11 protein-coding genes are annotated in these 21840 nt (G+C 39.3%); 5 read left to right on the top strand and 6 right to left on the bottom strand.

The features are described from left to right. The 4 genes from ESZ36_RS22550 to ESZ36_RS13240 all read left to right on the top strand — a co-directional run bounded on the left by ESZ36_RS22550 (nucleotide 1) and on the right by ESZ36_RS13240 (nucleotide 13425). A complete protein-coding gene (locus ESZ36_RS22550; protein ID WP_170235843.1) occupies nucleotides 1-10092 on the top strand; it encodes a carbohydrate binding domain-containing protein in 10092 nt (3363 codons plus the stop codon). Nucleotides 10093-10316: 224 nt separating this feature from the next. Beyond that, nucleotides 10317-11096, top strand: a complete 780-nt coding sequence (locus tag ESZ36_RS13250) for a sugar-binding protein (protein WP_146788786.1) — start codon at nucleotides 10317-10319, stop codon at nucleotides 11094-11096. Nucleotides 11097-11149: 53 nt separating this feature from the next. Continuing rightward, nucleotides 11150-12853 carry a glycoside hydrolase family 30 protein gene (locus tag ESZ36_RS13245; RefSeq protein WP_146788784.1) on the top strand — a complete coding sequence of 568 codons (1704 nt, stop codon included), beginning with the start codon at nucleotides 11150-11152 and terminating at the stop codon, nucleotides 12851-12853. 59 nt (nucleotides 12854-12912) lie between these two features. After that, nucleotides 12913-13425, top strand: a complete 513-nt coding sequence (locus ESZ36_RS13240) for a phosphatase domain-containing protein (RefSeq protein ID WP_146788782.1) — start codon at nucleotides 12913-12915, stop codon at nucleotides 13423-13425. A gap of 68 nt (nucleotides 13426-13493) precedes the next feature. Here the strand turns inward: ESZ36_RS13240 and ESZ36_RS13235 are convergent, their stop codons facing one another. After that, on the bottom strand, nucleotides 13494-14858 hold the full coding sequence (locus tag ESZ36_RS13235; protein ID WP_146788780.1) for an MATE family efflux transporter: 1365 nt from the start codon (nucleotides 14856-14858) through the stop codon (nucleotides 13494-13496). Nucleotides 14859-14975: 117 nt separating this feature from the next. Between ESZ36_RS13235 and ESZ36_RS13230 the strand changes: the two genes are divergently transcribed. After that, on the top strand, nucleotides 14976-15893 hold the full coding sequence (locus ESZ36_RS13230) for a helix-turn-helix domain-containing protein (RefSeq protein WP_146788779.1): 918 nt from the start codon (nucleotides 14976-14978) through the stop codon (nucleotides 15891-15893). Nucleotides 15894-16143: 250 nt separating this feature from the next. On the opposite strand, the gene ESZ36_RS13225 is transcribed toward ESZ36_RS13230, so the two are convergent. The 5 genes from ESZ36_RS13225 to ESZ36_RS13205 all read right to left on the bottom strand — a co-directional run bounded on the left by ESZ36_RS13225 (nucleotide 16144) and on the right by ESZ36_RS13205 (nucleotide 21834). Beyond that, nucleotides 16144-16383, bottom strand: a complete 240-nt coding sequence (locus ESZ36_RS13225) for a hypothetical protein (protein WP_146788777.1) — start codon at nucleotides 16381-16383, stop codon at nucleotides 16144-16146. Nucleotides 16384-16774: 391 nt separating this feature from the next. Further along, nucleotides 16775-17767 (bottom strand): glucokinase, encoded by a 993-nt coding sequence (locus ESZ36_RS13220; protein ID WP_011044463.1) that lies wholly within the window; start codon nucleotides 17765-17767, stop codon nucleotides 16775-16777. 57 nt (nucleotides 17768-17824) lie between these two features. After that, complete coding sequence (locus ESZ36_RS13215; RefSeq protein WP_011044462.1) at nucleotides 17825-18826, bottom strand: LacI family DNA-binding transcriptional regulator; 1002 nt, start codon at nucleotides 18824-18826, stop codon at nucleotides 17825-17827. Nucleotides 18827-18903: 77 nt separating this feature from the next. Continuing rightward, nucleotides 18904-20232 carry a glycoside-pentoside-hexuronide (GPH):cation symporter gene (locus tag ESZ36_RS13210; protein ID WP_146788775.1) on the bottom strand — a complete coding sequence of 443 codons (1329 nt, stop codon included), beginning with the start codon at nucleotides 20230-20232 and terminating at the stop codon, nucleotides 18904-18906. Between the two features lie 66 nt (nucleotides 20233-20298). Continuing rightward, nucleotides 20299-21834 carry an MFS transporter gene (locus ESZ36_RS13205; RefSeq protein ID WP_146788773.1) on the bottom strand — a complete coding sequence of 512 codons (1536 nt, stop codon included), beginning with the start codon at nucleotides 21832-21834 and terminating at the stop codon, nucleotides 20299-20301. Nucleotides 21835-21840 lie beyond the last annotated feature (6 nt).

Here is a 21840-nt window from a genome sequence, read left to right as displayed (position 1 = left end):
ATGCAGATAAATAATTTCTTTAAAGGGTTTTGTTGCATATTTTTCTTACTATTGTCTAATGCAGCATTCGCTGATTGGGCAACACTCGACGATGATATTTCTATATCTACTTCTAAAGCGCGTTATGTTCGTGGACAAAACGCTTATATTGTTCAAATAAAAATAACCAATAATGGCTCTGAAGAATTTACAGGTCCGTTTCGCGTCTTAATCGAAAATTCTACACTTCCCGTAAAAGACCAAGATGGTACAACGGATACTGGCGTACCTTACTTCGATTTAGTACCAACTAAACTGACGCCTAACTCGTCTAAATCAGTAACCGCTCGATTCGAATATGCGCGTCGTAGTCGTCTTACTTTCGATACCAGCTTTCAAAGCAACCCTCCTCCAGAAGATGCCGATATTGACGGCGTTATTGATGATCTTGATTTATGTCCAGATACTGCTGCAGATGCTGAAGTTAATGAAAATGGGTGTGCTCTTACACAATTAGATAGCGATAATGACACCGTTAATGATGCCCTTGATATATGTCCTGACACAGCAATAGATGCTGACGTTAATGAAGAGGGTTGTTCCGCAGCTCAATTAGACGACGGCAATATTAGCACTGAGCTTTCTATCAATGGTGATTTTGAAACGGGCGATACTTCCGGCTGGACTTCATACGCAGAGGATAACAGTGGCTCTTTTTCGGCAACTAATGTTCAGGCTAAAAATGGTACTTTTTCAGGCAATCTTATTGCAAGCGTACCTGTAGACGGTGGCCCTGCATCGTTTCCTGTGATCAAACAAGCTAACCTAGGTGCGGGTACTGTTCCACCTAACACATCAATCACTATTTCGTTCGATTTAGTTGGTTCGGTCGAAGGGGCTGGCGGTGTTATTTTTGCTGAATTTTTCTCTGAGTTAGACGCCGGTGGTGTTTCTAAAGCTGAAATCCTAGGTGGTGCTCCGATTTTTCCTAACGGTACGTGGACTAATTATAGCTTCACAACGACCACTGGTAGCGATGCTAGCGGTGGAGTGACATTGCAACTTAAAGCTGACTGTGGCGCTAATGCAGGCTGTATGATCGATGCTTATTTCGACAATGTCTCTGTTATTATCGATAACGATGGTGGCGACAATGGCGGTGACGATACTGGTGGTGACACTGGCACAGGAAACAGCACTTATGGTCTTGAAGTTACAAGCGAAACTAGCGTTACTTTATTTGTTAATAATATCGGTTGGGCTGATGCTCATTACTCGGTAAATGGTGCTCCACAACAAAATGTTCGCATGGAAAATGCGGGTAATCATAACGCCCATACTGTTGAAGGTTTAATAAACGATGACGTGATTGTTTATTCATTCACTTATGAGCAAGATACTGGTGGCGCAATAGACTCTGAAAGCATTACCTATGTTGTTGGTACAGGCGAAGTTGGCTCCGGAGGTGGTGATACAGGTGGCGATACGAGTACAGGCGAAGAAGTGCTAGCTAATGGTAGTTTCGACTCCGGCACTGAAGGTTGGAACGGTGGAACTATTATCGCTGAAGGCGATAACAATGTTTTTGTTGCTGAAGTTGCAGCTCCGGGTAATCCTTGGGATGTTAACTTAAGCCAAATAATGACTATTATTCCTGATGCAACTTATGTTTTAATTTTTAAAGCAAAAGCATCAGTGGCACGCACTATTATTGCAGGCTTAGGTTTAGCGCACGACCCGTGGACTAATGTTACTGAAACAGCAGCCCTTACTCGAGATTGGCAAACATTCACTTACACCTTAACCACTTCTGGTTTTGGTGATGACAACAGCCGTGTTTTATTTGATATGGGCGCTGAAGCCGGTACGGTTTATCTTGATGATATTAGTGTAACACTGCAAAGCGGTGATGATACTGGTGAAGATGATTACGTAGATACTTCAACATACTTCCTTGAACCTCCTACAGATTACGTTCGTACTGCTGTTGATGCTAATGATCCAAGTACATACAACATTTCCAACTATGGTGCTGGTAATATTTCTGACAGTGTTAATCCAGATGGTTATACCTGCACTTATGATTATGGTAATTGGATAGGCAGCGCGGGTGTTACTGAACCTGGCGTGAGTGGTTGTGATCCTATTGGCACGCCTACTTATCTTCATCCACAAGTTATTGGCGATATAGCCAATGATCCAACACCAACTCATAAATGGTGGGGTTCAATTCCATTTCATGGCGAAATGGCGATTGGCGATCCTAACCAAGCGGCTTATATTACTCCAGACCCAATCGCCGCACGTGTATCTAATAAAGGTGTTCGTGTTCTAGGCATTCCTACAGGTATGCGTGGCGATGATGGCAAATTTGTTTATGCTATCCCTGATCCTTTCAACGAAGTATTTGACGGTATTGCCGTATCAAACTCTGTTTTTACTGAGCTTGATGCTTATCTTAAAGATTACAGCGACGGTTCGGTAACAGTACAATGGCAGTCAGGTAATAAACCAGTAATGGAAGCCACTTTTGTTCATGGCTCTCCTTATATTTACTTCAAAGCTTTTCGTGGTCAAATTGTTGTAAAAACTAAAGCTGCTGATGGCGGAGAAAAAGGTACTTTTTATCAACAAGGTAATAGCTTAGGTGTTTGGACTGACGTTGCGGGTATTCGTAATGACTTCCTTATCACCGGTGAAGGGTCAACTACCTTTGACGAGATTTCATCAAATGCGATTACGGTCAATAATGATAGCAATGAAATTACTTTAACCTTACTGCCGCCAAATGGCGCAATAACACCAAGTAATAACACCGCTGACTTCTTTGCTGCATTAGCACGAAATGTTGTTCGTAAAGTCGATATTGATTATTCAGTAAATCGTTCAGACAACAGCGTAACAGTTTCACACAGCTACCTTGATAGTGAAGGTAATGCGGTAGAAACGGCTGCTGGTATGTTACCAATGGCGTGGAAAAATAGTTCACAAGCCGTTAGTGCACATAAAGTACGAAGCGCACGTGGCATAGTGAAGTTTAGTCAAACATCGGCATTTTCTTATGAACTTCCATTTGTGGGTGTTTTACCTACGTTACCGTCAACTATCGGTGATTTTGATAATCAATACCTTATTGACTTAGTGACTGAATATCTTGATAAAGGTCCAGAGCAATGGAACCTCAATAATGATGGCAATGTTGCCAACGATACTTATTGGGCAGGTAAAAGCTACGGTAAAATGGCAGAGATGGTGGCAATCGCCCGCTCTATTGGTATGGACACCGAAGCTGATGCTTTCATCACTTGGTTAAAAGCTGAATTAGAAGACTGGTTTACTGCAGACACTAATGGCAGCTTAGATACACAAAAGTACTTCGTTTATGATGATGAATGGAGCTCTTTGTTAGGTATGCAAGAGTCATTTGGATCTCACCAAAGTTTAAATGATCATCATTTCCATTATGGCTACTTTGTTCGTGCAGCAGCTGAAATTTGTCGCGTAGATGCCGCTTGGTGTGGCAGCGACCAATATGGTCCTATGATTGATTTGTTAATTCGTGATTATGCGGCAAGCAAAGACGATAGTATGTTTCCATACTTGCGAAACTTTGATCCCGCTAACGGTTTTTCTTGGGCATCAGGTAATGCAAACTTTGCTTTAGGTAACAACAACGAGTCAACGTCTGAAGCAGCTAATGCTTACGGTGCTATTGCTTTATACGGCATGATCACGGGTAACGATGCGTTAATAGAAAAAGGCATGTATTTACACGCGTCATCTACGTCTGCTTACTGGGAATATTGGAATAACATTGACCGTTTTCGCAATGAGTCAGCTGATTACCCTGATCGTGGTAATGATTACGATAACTTCCCTGCGGATTATAATCGTATTAATACTTCAATTATTTGGGGAACGGGTAGTTCATTCTCAACTTGGTTTAGTGGTGCTTATGCTCATATTTTAGGCATTCAAGGTTTACCGCTTAACCCATTAGTTTTACATGTGGGTCAATACCCTGATTACATGAAGGAGTATGTTGCGCTTGGTTTAGAAGAGTCAAGCAACGGTAAGCCGTCTGGTTTAGCTGACGACCAATGGCGCGATATCTGGTGGAACCTTTGGGCGATGACAGATGCCGATGCTTCATTTGCTGATTATCAAACAATGGCACCTAATTATTCGACTGAAACGGGCGAAAGTAAAGCGCATACCTACCATTGGGTGAAAACATGGCAAGAACTAGGTCACTTAAAAACAGGTTCAGGTGATCTAACCGCTAACCACCCTGCAGCAGTTGCCTTTGATAACTATGGTAAAACTACTTATATCGCTTATAACTTTGGCGATACCTCAATAACGGTAACTTATAGCAATGGTCAACAACTCAATGTTGCCGCTAATAGCTTTGAAATCGTTACTGTTGGTGAAAGCACTGACCCTGGAGATTCAGGTACTGGCGGCGATACAGGTACTGGTGGAGATACTGGTACTGAAAATGAGCTATTAACTAACAGTTCTTTTGATAACGGTACTGAAGGTTGGAATGGCGGTAACGTTACGTTAGAAGGCGACAACAGTGTCTTTATTGCAGAGGTAGCAGCACCAGGTAACCCTTGGGATGTTAACTTAAGCCAAATAATGACCATTGTTCCTGATGCAACTTATGTTTTAAGCTTTAAAGCAAAAGCATCTGTAGCTCGTACTATTATTGCTGGTTTAGGATTAGCGCATGACCCATGGACAAATGTAGTTGAAACACCAGAGCTAACTACTGACTGGCAAACATTTACTTATACCTTAACCACAACAGGTTTGGGTGATGACAACAGTCGCGTATTATTTGATATGGGTGCTGAAGCGGGTACGGTTTATCTTGATGATATCAGTGTAACGCTACAAAGTGGTGGTGACACGGGTACTGGCGGTGACGACACTGGCGGCGATACTACACCTAGCGGTATTGCAGCTATTGATTTTGAAACTGATGGAGTAGGTGCAAACTTTGCTTGGAACGTCTTTGAAAATGAAGATAATCCAGCGGTTCAAATCGTTGCTAACCCATACTCTGGTAGTAATAACTCTTCATCTACAGTAGCAATGTTTACGGCGAGACAAGCTGGTGCTGCTTGGGCTGGTGCTGAATCAGCTCACGGTGAATTTGGCCCAATGACGTTAGATGCGACTAACAGCATTGTAAAAATAATGGTTTATAAAACTGTCATCAGTGATGTAGCGCTTAAATTTGCTATCGCTAGTGGTGGTGCTCAAGCAGACATTAAAGTAGCTAATACCTTAATCAATGAATGGGAAGAATTAACCTTTGATTTTTCAGGTCAAATTGGTACAGCTGAAAGTATTAACATTGATCAAATCATTGTATTCCCAGACTTTAATGCTGCTCGTGAACATGACAATGTTGTTTATTTTGACAACATCACATTTAATGGTGCAAGCGATACTGGCACTGGTGGTGATACGGGAGCTGGCGGAAACACTGGTACTGGAGTAGAGCTGTCTATTAATGGGGATTTTGAAGCGGGCGATACTTCCGGGTGGATCTCATTCGCAACTGATAACAACGGCTCTTTTGCAGCGACTAGTGTTCAAGCTAATGGCGGTACATTTTCGGGAAATCTAATTGCTAACGTGCCAGCTGAAGGTGGTCCTGCATCATTTCCTGTAGTCAAGCAAGCCAACATCGGTATTGGCACTGTAGTACCTAATACACCTATCACCATTTCGTTCGACCTATTTGGATCTATGGCGGGTGTAGGCGGTGTCGTTTTTGCTGAGTTTTTCTCTGAGCTAGACGGCGGTGGTGTTTCAAAGGCAGAACTGCTTGGTGGCGCACCCATGTTCCCGAACGGTACGTGGACTCATTATAGTTTCACGACTACTACAGGCAACGATGTAAGTGGTGGCGTGACGATGCAACTTAAGGCTGACTGTGGCGCTAATGCAGGTTGTATGGTTGATGCTTATTTCGACAACGTCTCTGTTACTGTTGAAAGTGATGGTAGTGATACTGGCGGTGGAGACACTGGCGGCGATACTGACACAGGTGGTGATACAGGAACTGGAGGTGGCACAGACACTGCAATATCTGATTTTGAAGCTGAAACTAGTACTTACGTATTTTCTGACTTTGACGGTGGCGTTGCGACTATCGCTGCGAACCCAGATATGTCAGGTGTTAATACCAGTGCTCAAGTTGGACAAATGCTGAAGTTTGCAGGTCAACACTGGGGCGGAACAACATATACATTACCTAGCGCTATAGATATTAGCGATACTGTTTTCACTATGAACGTTTGGTCACAACGTGCTGTTCCTGTTTTATTTAAACTTGAAGGCATGAATGTTGAAAGAATTGTTAACCATACTGGTTCAGGCTGGGAAATGTTAACGTTTGATTTTGCAGGTGAAACAGGCACAGGCGTAACCGCGATTACCTTGATTTTCGATTTAGGTATTATGGGTGATGCAGCAGGCGACCCTGCCAACTGGACATTCTACTTTGACGATATCAACATTGTTAGTGGTGGAAATGACGGTAGTGATACAGGTACTGGTGGTACAGAGCCAAGTGAAGATTGGTCTATGGTATGGAACGATGAGTTTGACGGTACCGACATTGACTTAAGTAAATGGGAACATGAAGTAAACTGTAGTGGTGGTGGTAACAACGAGAAACAATGTTATACCAGCAATCCAGAAAACTCATTTGTTGACAGTGGTATTTTAAAAATTGTTGCTAAACCAGAGTCTGGGCAAGCTTTACCTTATAGTTCAGCACGTTTACGTACTAAATATAAAGGTGACTGGAAATACGGCCGAGTTGAAGTAAGAGCTAAACCTCCACAAGGACAAGGTTCATTCCCTGCAATTTGGATGTTACCTACGGATGAAGTTTATGGCGGCTGGCCACATTCAGGTGAAATTGATATTTTTGAATCTGTTAATTTGAAAACAGTTAACAGCCAAGGTATTGAAGAAGCCTATGTGCACGGTAATCTTTGGTATGGTCGTAGCTGGCCAAATCAATCAAACAGTGGATCTCATTTCGGTTTACCTGAAAATGAGAACCCTGCTGACGGATTTCATACTTATGCAATCGAATGGGAAGAAGGCGAAATTCGCTGGTATGTTGATGGTTACTTATATCAAACACAATTAAGATCACAAGTGAATATTGACAGTGACGGCGATGCTAATGGCTTAGTTCACCGTGGTTGGTTTGCTGACTATGAGAATGAATTCCATTGGGATAACTCGCCATTTAACCAAGACTTCCACTTGATATTAAACTTTGCCGTGGGGGGAAGTTGGTCTGAAAATGTTAATAATGGTGGTATCGATGCCTCAGCCTTTAATGCTAATAATGCATTTGAATTTGATTATGTTCGTGTTTATGAGTGTTCAGTAAACCCAACGACAGGTCAAGGTTGTGCTAGCGTTCGTGATGGTTATTTAGATCCTATTAGCGAGGGTGGTTCATTAGTTGATGGTGATGCACCAACACCAATAAAACCTTCAACAGGTGAAGCAATTGATCTCGTTGTATTTGATAATGCTAATAATGAAAGTTGGCCTGCATGGAGCAGTAATGAAGAAACAACTTTTGCTATTGTTACCGATGATGTCGACCATGACCAAGTGGTTGAATTTTCAATGGGAGCAGCGCCGGCTGTCGTCGGTTTTAATACCTCTCAAGCGGATATTCCAGTAGCGTATGACGGTTCACCGATGTTAAATAACGGTTGGTTGGAATTTGACATGAAATTGGTGACGCCACCAAATAATGCCAATGCCAACTGGAATTTGAAAGTTGAACAAGGTGGTACAACGACTGAATCGCTTATTCAAATATCTACACCCACCGCAGAATGGCAGCATTATGCAATATCACTAAACGATTTAAGTAATGCTGGTTTAGAGCTAAACGGTATTGACGTTATCATGATTTTTCCAGATTGGGCTCAAGGTGAAGGTGCTGTCTTTAGAGTAGATAATATCACTATTTTGCAAGGTGAAAACACTGGCGGCGATAGCGGCTCTGGTGGAGACACAGGTGACGGAGATTCTGGTCCAGTTGCAGGTGAAGAAATTCTAAGCAATGGTTCTTTTGATAATGGCACTGAAGGTTGGATAGGCGCTGTTGCTGTTAATACCGAAGGTGATAATACTTTCTATCAAGCGGATATTGCAGTAGCAGGTAACCCATGGGATGTTAACTTAAGTCAAATAATGACTTTAATTCCCGGTGAAACTTATGTTTTATCGTTTAAAGCAAAAGCATCTATAGCGCGGAGTATGATTGCCGGTCTTGGTCTTAATTCAGACCCATGGACAAATGTTACGGAAACCGTAGCATTAACGACGGAGTGGCAAACCTATAACTATGTGTTCACTATTGCAGGTTTTGGTGATGATAACAGCCGGGTGTTGTTTGATTTAGGCGCTGAAGCAGGTTCAGTTTATATTGATGATGTTAGTGTTTCTATTCAAGCTAATACCGACGGAAATACTGGTGGTGGAGATACTGGAGGTCAAGTAGTTGACGATGAGTTTGTTATTATTTCTTCTACGGATGACACTGATGTTAGCCTTACCCCAGATACTATTGGTGAATGGAGCACTGGCACGGTAATTCAAGCTGATGTTACTTTTGATGGCTTAATGGGGTGGGAGCTTACTTCTAGTGCTAACTCACCAGAACAAGGTAACTGGGGCACTGTATTAGCTTTCCAAAACGGTATTTTGGGTGACTTTAGTTTATTCAACCGTGTTGAATTAACACTAGCGACTAGTGGCGGTTATGATGGTGGCTTTAAAGTGGCGATATCAGCTAACGGAGTTAGTAAAGAAATTAGCCTGCCTCTAGATCAAAGTATTGCAACTTGGCAAACAATTTCAATTGATGCTGCTGATATCCCATTGAACTTATCATCAATTGATTGGATTGCCGTCTATGGTATTGGTGGCCAAACAGGTGTTTCAACCATTAATGTTACTGACTTTAGTTTAGTTAAAGATGACATTATCGCGTTTGATAATGAAACGATGAGTGACTATGTCTTTATTTCATCCGATGCAGATATCACCAGCGACATCATTGTTGATGACGATAACAACAGTGCTGCTGGCAACATTATCTTTGGTGAGTGGAGCACAGGTACGACAATAAGCGAAATTAACTATTCAGGTTTAGATGCTATTCAACTTACCGCTGGTGGTGGTTGGGGTGCAGTACTTTCCCTACAGGGCGATATTTCTGATGGCGTAAATGTTGATAACTATGATGTAGATATGACGAACTATACCAACATTAAGTTTAAAGTTGCTTCACAAGGTGCTTTCGAGCGTTACGCGTTAACAATTGTCTCCAAAGTGGGTAACAATGAAACTGCTCAAGAAGTTAGCTTTAGTTTAGCAAACCCCGCTGATTGGAATAGCATTGATATAGATTTAGCACAGTACGGTGTTAATTTATCAAATGTAAATCAAATGGCATTGTTTGGTGTTTATGCGGGCGGCTCTGCTAGCCAAAAAATCTATATCACTGATATGGTGCTTTATGATTCGGGTAAAGTGGCACCAGCAAAAGACAGCTCAGATGATAAATTTGTATTTTTCTCTTCTAGCGGCGAGAGTTCAGATATGATCTTTGATGGCGATGACTCAGCGCATAATGGCAATACCACTATTAGCGAATGGTCAACTGGCACCACGCTAACATCTGATGTTGTTTACAATGGCTTAAATGCTTTTGAATTAACAAAAGGTGCAGGTTGGGGCGCGGTACTTGCGTTAATGGGAGATACTTATGGAGGTGTGCAAGAGTACAAATTAGATGTGGCTAAATATAGCACCATTAATTTCAAAATTGCTGCTCAAGGTGCCTTCTCTGCTTATTTTATCGATTTTATTGTTGATGGTGCAGAATTCAAAGTACCGGTTACGGTTAATAGTAACTGGACAGAGGTAAGCATCAATGTGGCTGATATACCACTTAACTTATCTAAACTTACACAAATAGCGATATTTGGTGAAGGTGGTGGTGTAGGTAATAAAATTTACATTACTGATTTAAATATTTCAAAATAAATAGCTAATTTATTAACTTCCTAGCCCTACTTACCTTTTGGTCAGTAGGGCTTTTTGATGTCTATACACATAACTACCTGCATACTTTCCAACTTACCGCAGCATTAATCCGCTTTAGCGTAATACAGTTGTCTTGTTGAAATCATCATTAGATGATGAATCATCAGGTTGTTAATTTCAGGGATTGTCTTGGGGATGAACTTCCACTAAAAGAGAGAATAATAATGACAAAAATAAAAGTTCTAAATGTTAGTTTAACAACACTTTTTATGTTGTTTTTTTTTCAGGCTCACAGTGCATATTCCAAAGAGTCTCATGCTCCTGAACGAACAGAATATTTTGCTCCTTACGCAGGAAAAGCGATTAAAGTTGATGGGATCGCTGACGAAAGTATATGGCAATCAGCTAAATGGCAAAACTTAGACCAACGTTGGTTAGGTCCAGAGTTTTCAAAAGAAGACTTTCAAGGCCGCTACAAAGTTGTTTGGAGCAAATCCAAGTTATATATTTTGACTGAAATTGTGGATGATATTTTAATTGATACCCATCGTGACCCATTAACTCAGTATTGGGATGATGACACGTTAGAGATATTTTTAGACGAAGATTTCTCTGGCGGTGATCATCAGTATAACCATAATGCTTTTGCCTACCATATGTCTTTGGACAATCAAGCGATAGATATAGGGACAAATAAACTTGCTCAAAGTTATTCACACCATGTTGAAAGCCGTTGGTTACAGCAGGGTAACAAGCTGTTCTGGGAGCTAGGCATTGAGATCTATCAAGATAATTACCAGGACGTTCTACAAGGAAAGGACGATAACAATAAAGCTATTGAGTTATTTGCAGGTAAAGTCATGGGCTTAATGGTTGCTTATTGCGATAACGATGGCAGCGAACTAAGAGAAAATTTTATTGGCTCTGAATCAGCCGCAGGTAAATCGCCTGACCGTGGTTGGAAAGATGCGGGCATGTTTGGCAAGTTAATTCTATCCAAGTAGATAGGTTAACTAAATTACCCATTAATAATTCTTTAGATAGTGGAAAGTGAGTCATGAAAAACAAAGCGATACTCATCGGGCTCATATCTTCTATAACGTTGACTGGCTGTATGTTTCAAGATCAAGGATCTCAAGTGAATAACAAGACGAAAGAAATTAGTTATCATTTATCAACAACAAGTGAAATTCTGTTAACGAGTGAGGCGGGTGCTAAAGTTTCACCACAGCCAAGCTTGACCTTTCAACAAGGTAAAGCTCAAGGTAAAGTGATTACCATTAGACCTGATATTATTAAACAGAACATATTGGGTATTGGTACTTCTTTTACCGAATCTTCTGCTTTTGTTCTTGCGCATTTAAGCAAAGAAAAAAGAGCAGAAGTCATGGAAAATATTTATGGTGAAAAAGGGGCTAATTTTTCCATTGCTAGAACTCATATTGGCGCGACAGACTTTGCTGTGGATGGTAAGTATTCTTATGCACCAGTTAAAGATGATGTAGAACTCTCGTCTTTTAGTATCGCTGTTGATCAAGATGGTTTTAAACAGCAAGACCATGCAGGTATTAAAGATGAGCAATTCGATTTATTGCCAATGATCAAACAAGCCTATGAAATTAAAAGTAAACAAAGTGATAAAGATTTAAGAATAGTAGCATCAGCATGGACAGCACCACCATGGATGAAAGACATTGAAGACTATTATATTAAACCTACAGCGAAAAATAACCATCAGGGAACAGGTGGGGAGTTAAAGCCGCAATATAGAGCAACGTATGCTGATTACCTTATTAAATACCTTGATGCCTATAAAAAAGAAGGCATTGATATTTGGGGACTAACTCCGGTAAATGAACCTCATGGTAATAGTGGTCAGTGGGAAAGTATGCATTTCACGCCTAAAACACAAAGTGCTTTTATTAAAGATCATTTGGGACCAAAATTAAAAGTAAGTGCTCATGAGAAGGTAAAATTACTCATTTATGATCAAAATCGTGATGAAATGGAGCATTGGACAGATGAAATATTAGCGGATAAAGAAACGGCTCAGTATGTTTATGGTACGGCGGTTCATTGGTATGAAAGTACAAATAAGGTTAACGAAGAAGTCTTTGATCGTGTTCATAATAAATTCCCCGAGTTTTCGATTATTCACACAGAAGGCACCATTGATGATTTAGGTAAAGATGCACCAGAAGGTATTTTAGATCCCATCCGATTTAAAGAGTCTAACTGGTTTAATAATGATAACTTTTGGTGGAATGAAAATGCGACCGATTGGGCGTATACCGCGACATGGGCACCAAAGCCAGAAGAACACCCAATTTATACACCAGTGCATCGTTATGCCCGAAACATTATTGTGAGTTTAGATCACTGGCTTGAAGGCTGGATTGATTGGAACATTGTACTCGATAGTAATGGTGGACCTAATCATGTTGGAAATTTCTGTGGTGCACCGATTATGATAGATACTGAAACGGGAGAGGTGTATTACACGCCAATTTATCATGTACTGGCTCAGTTTAGTCGAACGATCCGCCCTGGCGATAAAGCATTGCAAGTAGAAACTCAATTAGCTGGGCTAGATAGTGATGCATTGCATGCAAGTGCGGCCATGAGTAAAAGCAATTTAGTTAGTACACAATTGTTAAACACAACCAAAGCAGCTATTAACTTTTCACTACAAATTGGTGATCAATTTGTAGAAGTGTCAATTCCTGCTAATTCTGTTCAAACAATTCAAGTTCAATTATAAGTGCTTATATACAAGAGCATACTAAATGCTCTTGTATATATTAAATGTGAGAAAATTTAATGAATATACATCCCTTCGAAACCTTAGCACTGTCAAATGGGGCAAAGCTATTATTTACACCTTGCCCCGGAACTAAAGCTGTTAACCTTGAGCAGTCAATACTGCAACTCAAGCAACAGGGCGTATCTATGTTGCTTACCCTAATGTTTGATAAAGAAATGCTAGAAAATAATGCCATTAAGCTGCCACTGCTTTGCCATAAATATAAGATCCAATGGCTACAACTCCCCATTATTGATGATGAAGCCCCGCAAGAGGCGTTTCATCAAGAGTGGCAAAAGAAGAAAGATCGAATCCTGAATGAGATTAAGAATAGAGGGGTGGTAGCTGTACATTGCAAGGGGGGGACAGGACGAACAGGCACTGTTATTTCTTTATTACTATTACAACTTGGCTGGTCAGCAGATGAAATTAAACAAGAAGTACAATTAATAAAACCCAAAGCATTAAGAATTCAAAAGCAAATTAACTATTTAAATAGTCAGTTGAAAAACTCGGCAGATAAGTTTTGATTACTATTAAAAAGGTTTTTAATAGTAAAGGACAGTAACCGCGTTAAGTTAATTAAGCGTAGCGCCAACTACGCCATACTTTCAGCGGTTAGGTTTTTTAACCAGTGCCTAGTTTTCATTATGAAAATAAACATAACTGCTTTAATTATTTCCTCAGAGTAAGCGATGAGAGCGACCCAATACAGGGGTAACATAAAGTAGAATGCTGCCATAAATGTTAATGGTATGCTTATTATCCACATCCCCGATATATCTATGAACATACAATACTTATTATCACCTCCAGCACGCAATATCCCCATAGCAATAGTCATGTTGAATACTTTTAAACAGGTTCCAAAGCAAATCAATACCAAAATTTCTTGGGATAATGTGATTGTTTCTGATGATAAATTACTGAATGGCATAAAGACCAAATATTGATATTGGAGTAATATTAACGCAAGTAAAAAGGTAATGATTGGCGCACTAATAGCGTAGTTCTTGGCTAAAGACCATGCATTTGAAAACTCATTTTTACCTAAACGCTGACCAACTAAAATTGCGCACGCGGAAGCGAAGCCGAAAAAGAACGAAACGAGTAAACCTTCGATAGGGGCTAATAGACTCATGACAGCAAGCTCTTGTGTACCAATTCGTCCATATATCAGTTGATATACAAAAGTGCCTAAAGACCAAACGCCAAAGCTCAACATCATTGGCCAAACTAAGGTAAGTAATTTAGTCCACGCTTGTTTGTTATAAAAATCAGCACAAAAGAACGTTGTTGGAAAAATACTGTGCTTAACTTTTGCTAAGTAAGCAAGTATTAATAAAGCATGAAGTGCTCGAGCAAGCATTGTGGCTAAAGCAGCCCCAATGACACCCATTGGCTCTATACCTAAGCCACCTTTGATTAACCAATAGTTTAAAATAATATTAGTAATAATGGCGATGATACTAATAAACATAGGGAAAATTACTTGCCCAAGCCCCCTTAAGGCATTTTCAAATATCATCACAACGACAACAAAAATCAAACTAGGCATTGTTAACCACAAATAGCTGGTCCCTGTGTTTATAACGCTGGGATCTGTTGTGGCAATACCCATTATATTACCAGCGAATAAGAAGGTAATCAGTAATATAGGCAGTAATATTCCGGCAGCAATGACAAGCGTTTTAACAATTATTTGTCTAATCACACCTATTTGCCCTGCACCAAAGTGCTGCGCAGATAAAGTGCCAACACCAGAGGCAAGTCCCGCTAAGATTATTAAAAAAACAAATTGAATTCGGTTACCAAGCCCAACAGAAGCGACGGCAGTATCACCTAAGTGGCCCACCATCATAATGTCGCTCATACCTAGCATGGTGACCAATATGCTCTGTAAAGAGATAGGCCAAGCTAATTTAATACTTTGCTTTAATGATGAAGGTTCATTATTACTCATTGGTTTTAGTCATTATAGTTTACTAGAATATTGCATAGAATTATAAAATATAGTGATAAAATAAACATAAGTGAAATTGTCATGTATCATGTTTAAAACTATCCTTTTGGTGATTTTATGTGGCAAGATATTTTAAATATTCATCCTGATTGTATAGAGGATTTCATTAATTTTGATAAATTACCAGGCCAAGCAGCTAGTCTTATAGCCTTTGCAGGAATGTCGTATTTACAAACAGAGTATAAAATTGGAAAAACAGGTAAAGGAAATATTTGTTTAAATAATGAAAATAACAGCGGACATGTTCATTACTTAATTTCTACTCATGCAGGAGAGGGAAAGATCAAGCTTGGTAATAACGAATATTTAGTTAAACCCGGTAGTATTGTTTTACTGCCAGCAGGAACTCCTTTTTTGTATGAACTTTCGGGTGAATATTGGGAAATGTGTTGGTTGTTATTGCATGATTGCTCTGAATATAAGTTTGTTCATCAACTACATCCTTCAGTTTATTCCAGTATAAATGCGGAACGACTGTATCAAACAATGTCACTTATTAGAGAATTCCAACACGGTGAAAGTATTTATCAGTCAGATATTATATTGCGCTTAGTAGAAGTCTTAGTTTATCAAATTGCGCAAACACTGAATATGGGGCAACAACTAACAAAGCAACAACAAAAGTTTCACTCCCTAATACGACGTGTAAATAAGCAATTACAACTGTCTTGGACTGTTAAGCAATTAGCTGCAGAAATGCATATGTCTGAGCCGCATTTTTTTCGTTTATGTAAGAAAGAAATGGGAATGACACCAATCAAATTATTAACTCACACTCGCTTAGAATATGCTTGCTACTTACTTCGTTATACCCAATATAATTTAGACCAAATAGCTGACACAGTAGGCTATGGCGATAGTGCAAGCTTTGCTCACCGTTTTAAGAAAGACTATGGTTTAAGCCCTGGTCGCTGGCGTAAGGAACAGATTAATAATTTTCAATCTAATGACATTGAAAATGGTGAGCAAAGATAATTTTTATGTATAACAATCATTACTATAAGAGCTCTTAAGTTCTATCTCGTAAAGGGAAATGTCATTAACTTAAGGTAAAAAATGCCCTTGTAAGTGGGTAGAAAGTTAGGTAATTGTTAAATCAAACCCTGCTGCGGTACCTGTTAGTTCAACGCAATAATCCTGACTACTAGTTTAGCTGTCTTGGCGAGATCCATACATAGAGGGTCCCAACTTGGAATTTGAATTTGTTTCATATTATATACTCCACTTAGTTGTTTATTGTGAGCCACTTTTCATCAGACTGATGGTTTTCAACCAGCCCTTCAATTATTGCCATACCGTGTACGCCGTCATTTATACCCGGATAATCGAATGTATGAGGACTCGCAGCGTCTAAATATCCTTCAGGGTGTCCCATAGGCGTGCGAATATTAGCTAGTGATAATGAGGTATGATTACCACCCGTTCTTAGTATTTGTATTGGCTCCTTTAACCATTTTAGTATCACGCTTTTAGGTTCTTGTTGTTGCCATTCTACGCGGTCTTTTTCACCATAAATACGAATCGTTAAGTTATTCTCTTTGCCAGTAGCAACTTGATTTAAATAGTTTGCGCTCCTAGAGCCGAGTTAGGGGTTACAACATTAACCTCTATTGAGTTTGAGCCGTTTTTTTAGGGGACAAATAGGGGACATTTGCAGATTAAGAATGATGAAATTTGAATACCAATAATACTTTTTACGTCAATGAAAACGAGATCTAATGATAGTTAATAACAAATAATCAAGGTACCTTCATTTGGGATGAAAATGCCGTTTTAAGTCGCTTTTACAATCGAGTCTTTGTAATAAAAAAGCTCAAGATTACTTGAGCTTTTTATAATTCAACTGCTTACTTGAACTATGGGAAAACTTGATTGAGGTAAGCAGCTGCACCGAGTAATCCTGGTTGGCTTTCGGTAATGATGTAAGTAGGTATCTGCTCGTTTAAATGAGACATACGTCCTTTAGTTTCAAACCTTGCTCTAAACTCACTGTTTTTCAGATAATCGATAAACCTAGGCACTATGCCACCCGCTATGTACACGCCACCAAAAGAGCCCGTGGTTAATGCTAAGTTACCCGAAAAGCTTCCTAAAATTTTGCAAAATTGTGACAACGCTTGTTGGCATATAGGACAAGTTCCAGCTATTGCTTGAGTACTAATTTCTTTAGCGGATAACTTACTTTGCTCAGCGTTTGTCGCTTCTTGATTATTGATTATTACTAATGCTTGGTATATTTGTTCTAATCCATAGCCAGAAAGTAACTGTTCATAAGAGAGTCGTTTTTTAGTTGTTTTTAATTGTTGAAATATTTTTACATCAAGTTCATCTACCGGTGCAAAATCGGTATGTCCCCCTTCGCCACCTAAACAGTACCAGTGATTGTTAATGTTTACTAAATTAGCAACACCCAGACCAGTTCCTGGGCCACATACCGCAATAGGCTGTTTATTTTCGGCTTCGCCGTGACCAATTTTTACTTTTTGCTTATCACTCAATAACGGAATAGCCATTGCAATAGCAGTATAATCATTTATTAGCGTTAAACTATGTAATTTAAGCTCTTCCTTAAGCTGTTTTTGTGAAAACTTCCAGGGCAAGTTTGTCATCGAGATTGAGTCTGTATCAACAGGACAAGCTATAGCTAAACAAGCATTAACTTGGGAGTTAAGTAAGCCATTTTCCTTTAAATAATGATAAATCACATTACTTAAATGTGGAAAGTCCTTGCATTGATAAGTCTTAATTTCGTTGATATTATTGTCTTTATCAGTGATTGCTAGTCTGATATTGGTACCACCAATATCAGCCACTAAATTAATTACTTGAGTATCTTGTGAATTTTTCATTTTTTATGTTACTTCTCTTTCAAATGTATTTATTTTTTAACTGTACTGACCGTTGCGCTAAGTTTTGGAAATAATGGAATCTCTAGTGATAAGTGTCGGCTCAAAGAAGTGAGTAATAGAGATATTCTTTTGTTGATAAATATTTTTTAACACCAATTTCGCAGTCATATGCCCCATCGAATTTACCGGATTGTCTATCGTCGTTAGTTTGGGATAGGTATGGCGTGCAAAAATGATATTATCAAAGCCTATTATGGATAGATCTCTAGGTAGAGAAAGTCCTTGCTCTCGGGCATAAGTTATCGCGCCTGAAGCCATTTCATCATTGGCACAAATTAATGCACTAAATCCTTTGTTACTCTCATTGAAGTATTTTAAACCGTCGCTACCGCCTTTTTCTTTGAAGTCACCTTCAAAATATAAGGTGTCATTAAAAGAAATATTATTTTCTGCTAATGCTCGTTTATGACCTACTAATCTGTCTTTTGAATCGGCTTTAAATTGTGGTCCACCGATATAAGCAATAGCAGAGTGACCTAATTCTATTACTGATTGGGTGGCAAGATATCCACCTAATTCATTATTTAAGCTAATACAATTTTCACTGATCTCATCGACGTACCGACTCATTAAATAAACCGGTGTGTGGCCTTTACACAAATCAATGAGGTATTCATCGCTAACCGCTTCTACATGCAAAATAATAGCATCGCAATTTCGGCTAATTAAAAACTCGATACCGTCTTTCTCTTTATCTTCTTCACTGTGCCCAGTGGTAATAATGACATGTTTGCCCGCCGCTCTTAATTCGGACTCTATGCCAGCCATCATTTGGCCAAAGAATGGTCCATGTAATTCTGACACTAAAATTCCCACACTATTGGTTCTGTTTGATGCTAATGATTGCGCAATAGAATTAGGACGGTAACCAAGCTCTGCCATCGCATCCATAACTTTTTGGCGTGTTTTATCGCTAACTTGTGGGCTTTTATTTATCACACGAGAAACGGTTGCTAAAGAGACTCTAGCAAGTTTTGAAACTTCGTATATTGTCGCCATGTTATTCCTAGGTTGTGCAATTAAATTGTAAATAATTTGAGTAGTAACGGCAAAATTCTAGCATATTCGTCAATAAGTTACTTAGTCTCCGTGCTTAATTCTACCTGTATTTGAACGACTCTTTGTTCGATTAAGGTATATTTTCGCATTACCCAAGCTACAGCAAATGAACCTAATGCAGGTAAAACGGTAAATGATAATAATAAACCTTGCTTGGTAGCCTCACTCTGTTCTAAATCAGCTTGGTAACCGTAAAAAGTTAATAACCATCCAGCAAGTGCACCACCAATAGCAATACCCATTTTGATAAAAAATATTACGCCAGAATAAACAAGGCCTGTTACCCTAATACCTGTTTTTTTATGACCATAGTCAATGGTATCTGCCATTTTTGCCCACAGTAGTGGTGAAGCCATATCAAGAAAAAACTTCCAAGCAATAAAGGCGACAAACGCAAGAATAATTTGGTTGGGGGAAATAAGAAAACTCGCTAGGCATATAACTGCGGATAAACTTTGCAGTGCTATATAGGCTTTTATTTTACATACACGTTTAGCGAGCGGCTGTGCTACCGCGCAACCTATCATACTTGCCACTACGCCTAGTGTTAAAAATGACGTGATTAAATCTTCGCGCCCGAGAAAGTACTTAACATAATAAACAGCAAGGGTAAGGCGTAAAACTTGCCCCGTGAGTAAATAAAAAGAAGCAATACATAATATGCGCCATTGGTCATTCTTCCATAATGATTGCAGATTTTCTTTCATCGATGAGTCTTGGTTTTCTGGTGGTTTTACTCGTTCTTTTGTTCCTAAGAAACATAACAAAAACAAGACGACGCCTAAGCTGCTCATTGCGACCATTGTATATTGGTAGCCTTTTGCAGTATCGCCTTGGCCAAACCATTCCACCATTGGCATAGTTGCGCCTGCAACAATGACGCCGCCTAACATACCAAATACAAAACGATATGATTGTACCGTGACTCGCTCTTTTGCATCAGCAGTAATAACACCGCCTAAACCACAATAAGGAATATTGATTGCCGTATAAGCAATCATAAGAAGGGTATAAGTGACAAAAGCATAGATAACTTTATTATTACCGGTTAAGTCGGGTGTGGTGAAAGCTAATATACTGATCAAAGCAAAAGGTAGCGCTAACCACAGCAGATAAGGACGGAACTGTCCCCACTTAGTGCGGGTTTTATCGGCTAAGTTGCCCATGATTGGATCGGTAACCGCATCGATTAGTCGTACGAATAAAAACATAGTACCAACCACAGCAGGAGATAAACCAACAACGTCAGTGTAAAACAGTAATAAGAACATCATTACCGTTTGAAAGATTATATTACTGGCAGTATCACCTAAACCATAAGCAATTTTTTCTCTTACACTAATCATTAATATCCTACTTTTTTATTATCTAAATTTGTTCATGTAAGCTTAAAATAAAACTATTTAAAATTATTAAGCTGCAGCTAAAGGTGTTCTACGTAGGATTAATTCATTACCAATTTGTTTATTTTGCTTACAAGTTAGCGGGTAAAAAATCATTAAGGCAGCGCCAGCAAAGGCAAAGGAAGCTGGAATCCAGCTCATTAATAATTGCATGCCAGGCAGTGACGCTGCGATAGTTGATTTGTCCATGCCATCATAGCCATAGCCAGCAAGCACAACCAATACTAGTGCACCAGCAAAACCACCGCCGGTTTTTTGAACGAACGTTCCAGCAGAATAAATGAGGCCGGTTGCACGGCGACCATTTTTCCATTCAGAGTAATCCGCTGAATCACCTAGCATGGTAAAGAATAATGTTGGCATTATGGCCGCAAAAAATTCAGCACTACAACCTAAAGCAAAAATAGCACTAACATTGCCCTTAGGTACCCAATAAAAAGCAGTAGTAAGCAAACCACTTAGCAGAAGTGAGACAATAAACAATTGTCGTTTACCTAACTTTTTTGATAAATAACTTGTTGATAATGCGCCTAATATAGAAACGAGTAATAAGGCAATAAAGTATTTCCCTGCCATGAGTTCATCACCCACTTGGTATTTGAAATAGTAGGCAATAGTGCCGTATTTAATGCCATTAAACATCATAGTTAGAAAACCAATGCCGAGTAATATTAACCAAGGTTTATTGGTAAGTAAGTCAACCATATCTCTTTGAGTACCACCTAAGTTTTTAGGTGTTTTTTTGATTAACCTCTTAATGAGAATTAACATGGAGCCCATGATAATAACAAAAAATATGCCGCTATAAATATCACGGTAATAGAATAATAATGTCATCGCTAATAGTGGAAGAACAATAAAAGGTAGGTTTTTACTTAAATCGAGCAAGTCAGATTTTAAATTACTTGATTCATCAATGTTTGGCGTAACACGCTCTTTGGTACTCGCAAAAGTAATTAACATTAAGGCTATCAAAATTGCGGCAAATAAGTACATGCTATATTGATAACCTATGGCATCATTACCCTCACCAAAATAGGCAACTAAGTCAGGTAGAAAACCCATTACAAGCAAACCACCTGCAAAGGCACCAGCAAAACGAAAGCCAGATAAACTAGTACGCTCTGTATCACTTGGCGTCATCACGCCCATTAACGCCGAATAAGGTACGTTGTTTACTGTGTATGCAAGCGTCAAACCGATATAGGTTACATAAGCATAAATAAGTTTGTTGCTATAACTTAAGTCAGGAGTAGTGAAACTTAGTACCATAAACAAGGCTAAAAAAGGTGTTGACCATAATATCCAAGGGCGAAACTTTCCCCAACGAGTATTCGTTCTATCGCCAATCATACCCATTATTATGTCGGTTACACCATCTGATAAACGTACCACCAAAAATAGCATGGCGGCAGCGGCAGCGGTTAAACCAAAAGTATCAGTATAAAATACGGCTAAGTAAGCTAAAGCACCGCGCCAAACTAAATTAGCTGCAGCATCGCCCATGGCGTAACCTACTTTTTCATAAAAGGGAAGTTTAGTCATTTGGTT

Source organism: Colwellia demingiae (assembly GCF_007954275.1).
GTDB classification, from domain to species: domain Bacteria; phylum Pseudomonadota; class Gammaproteobacteria; order Enterobacterales; family Alteromonadaceae; genus Colwellia; species Colwellia demingiae.
This window is presented reverse-complemented; position numbering and strand designations above follow the sequence as displayed.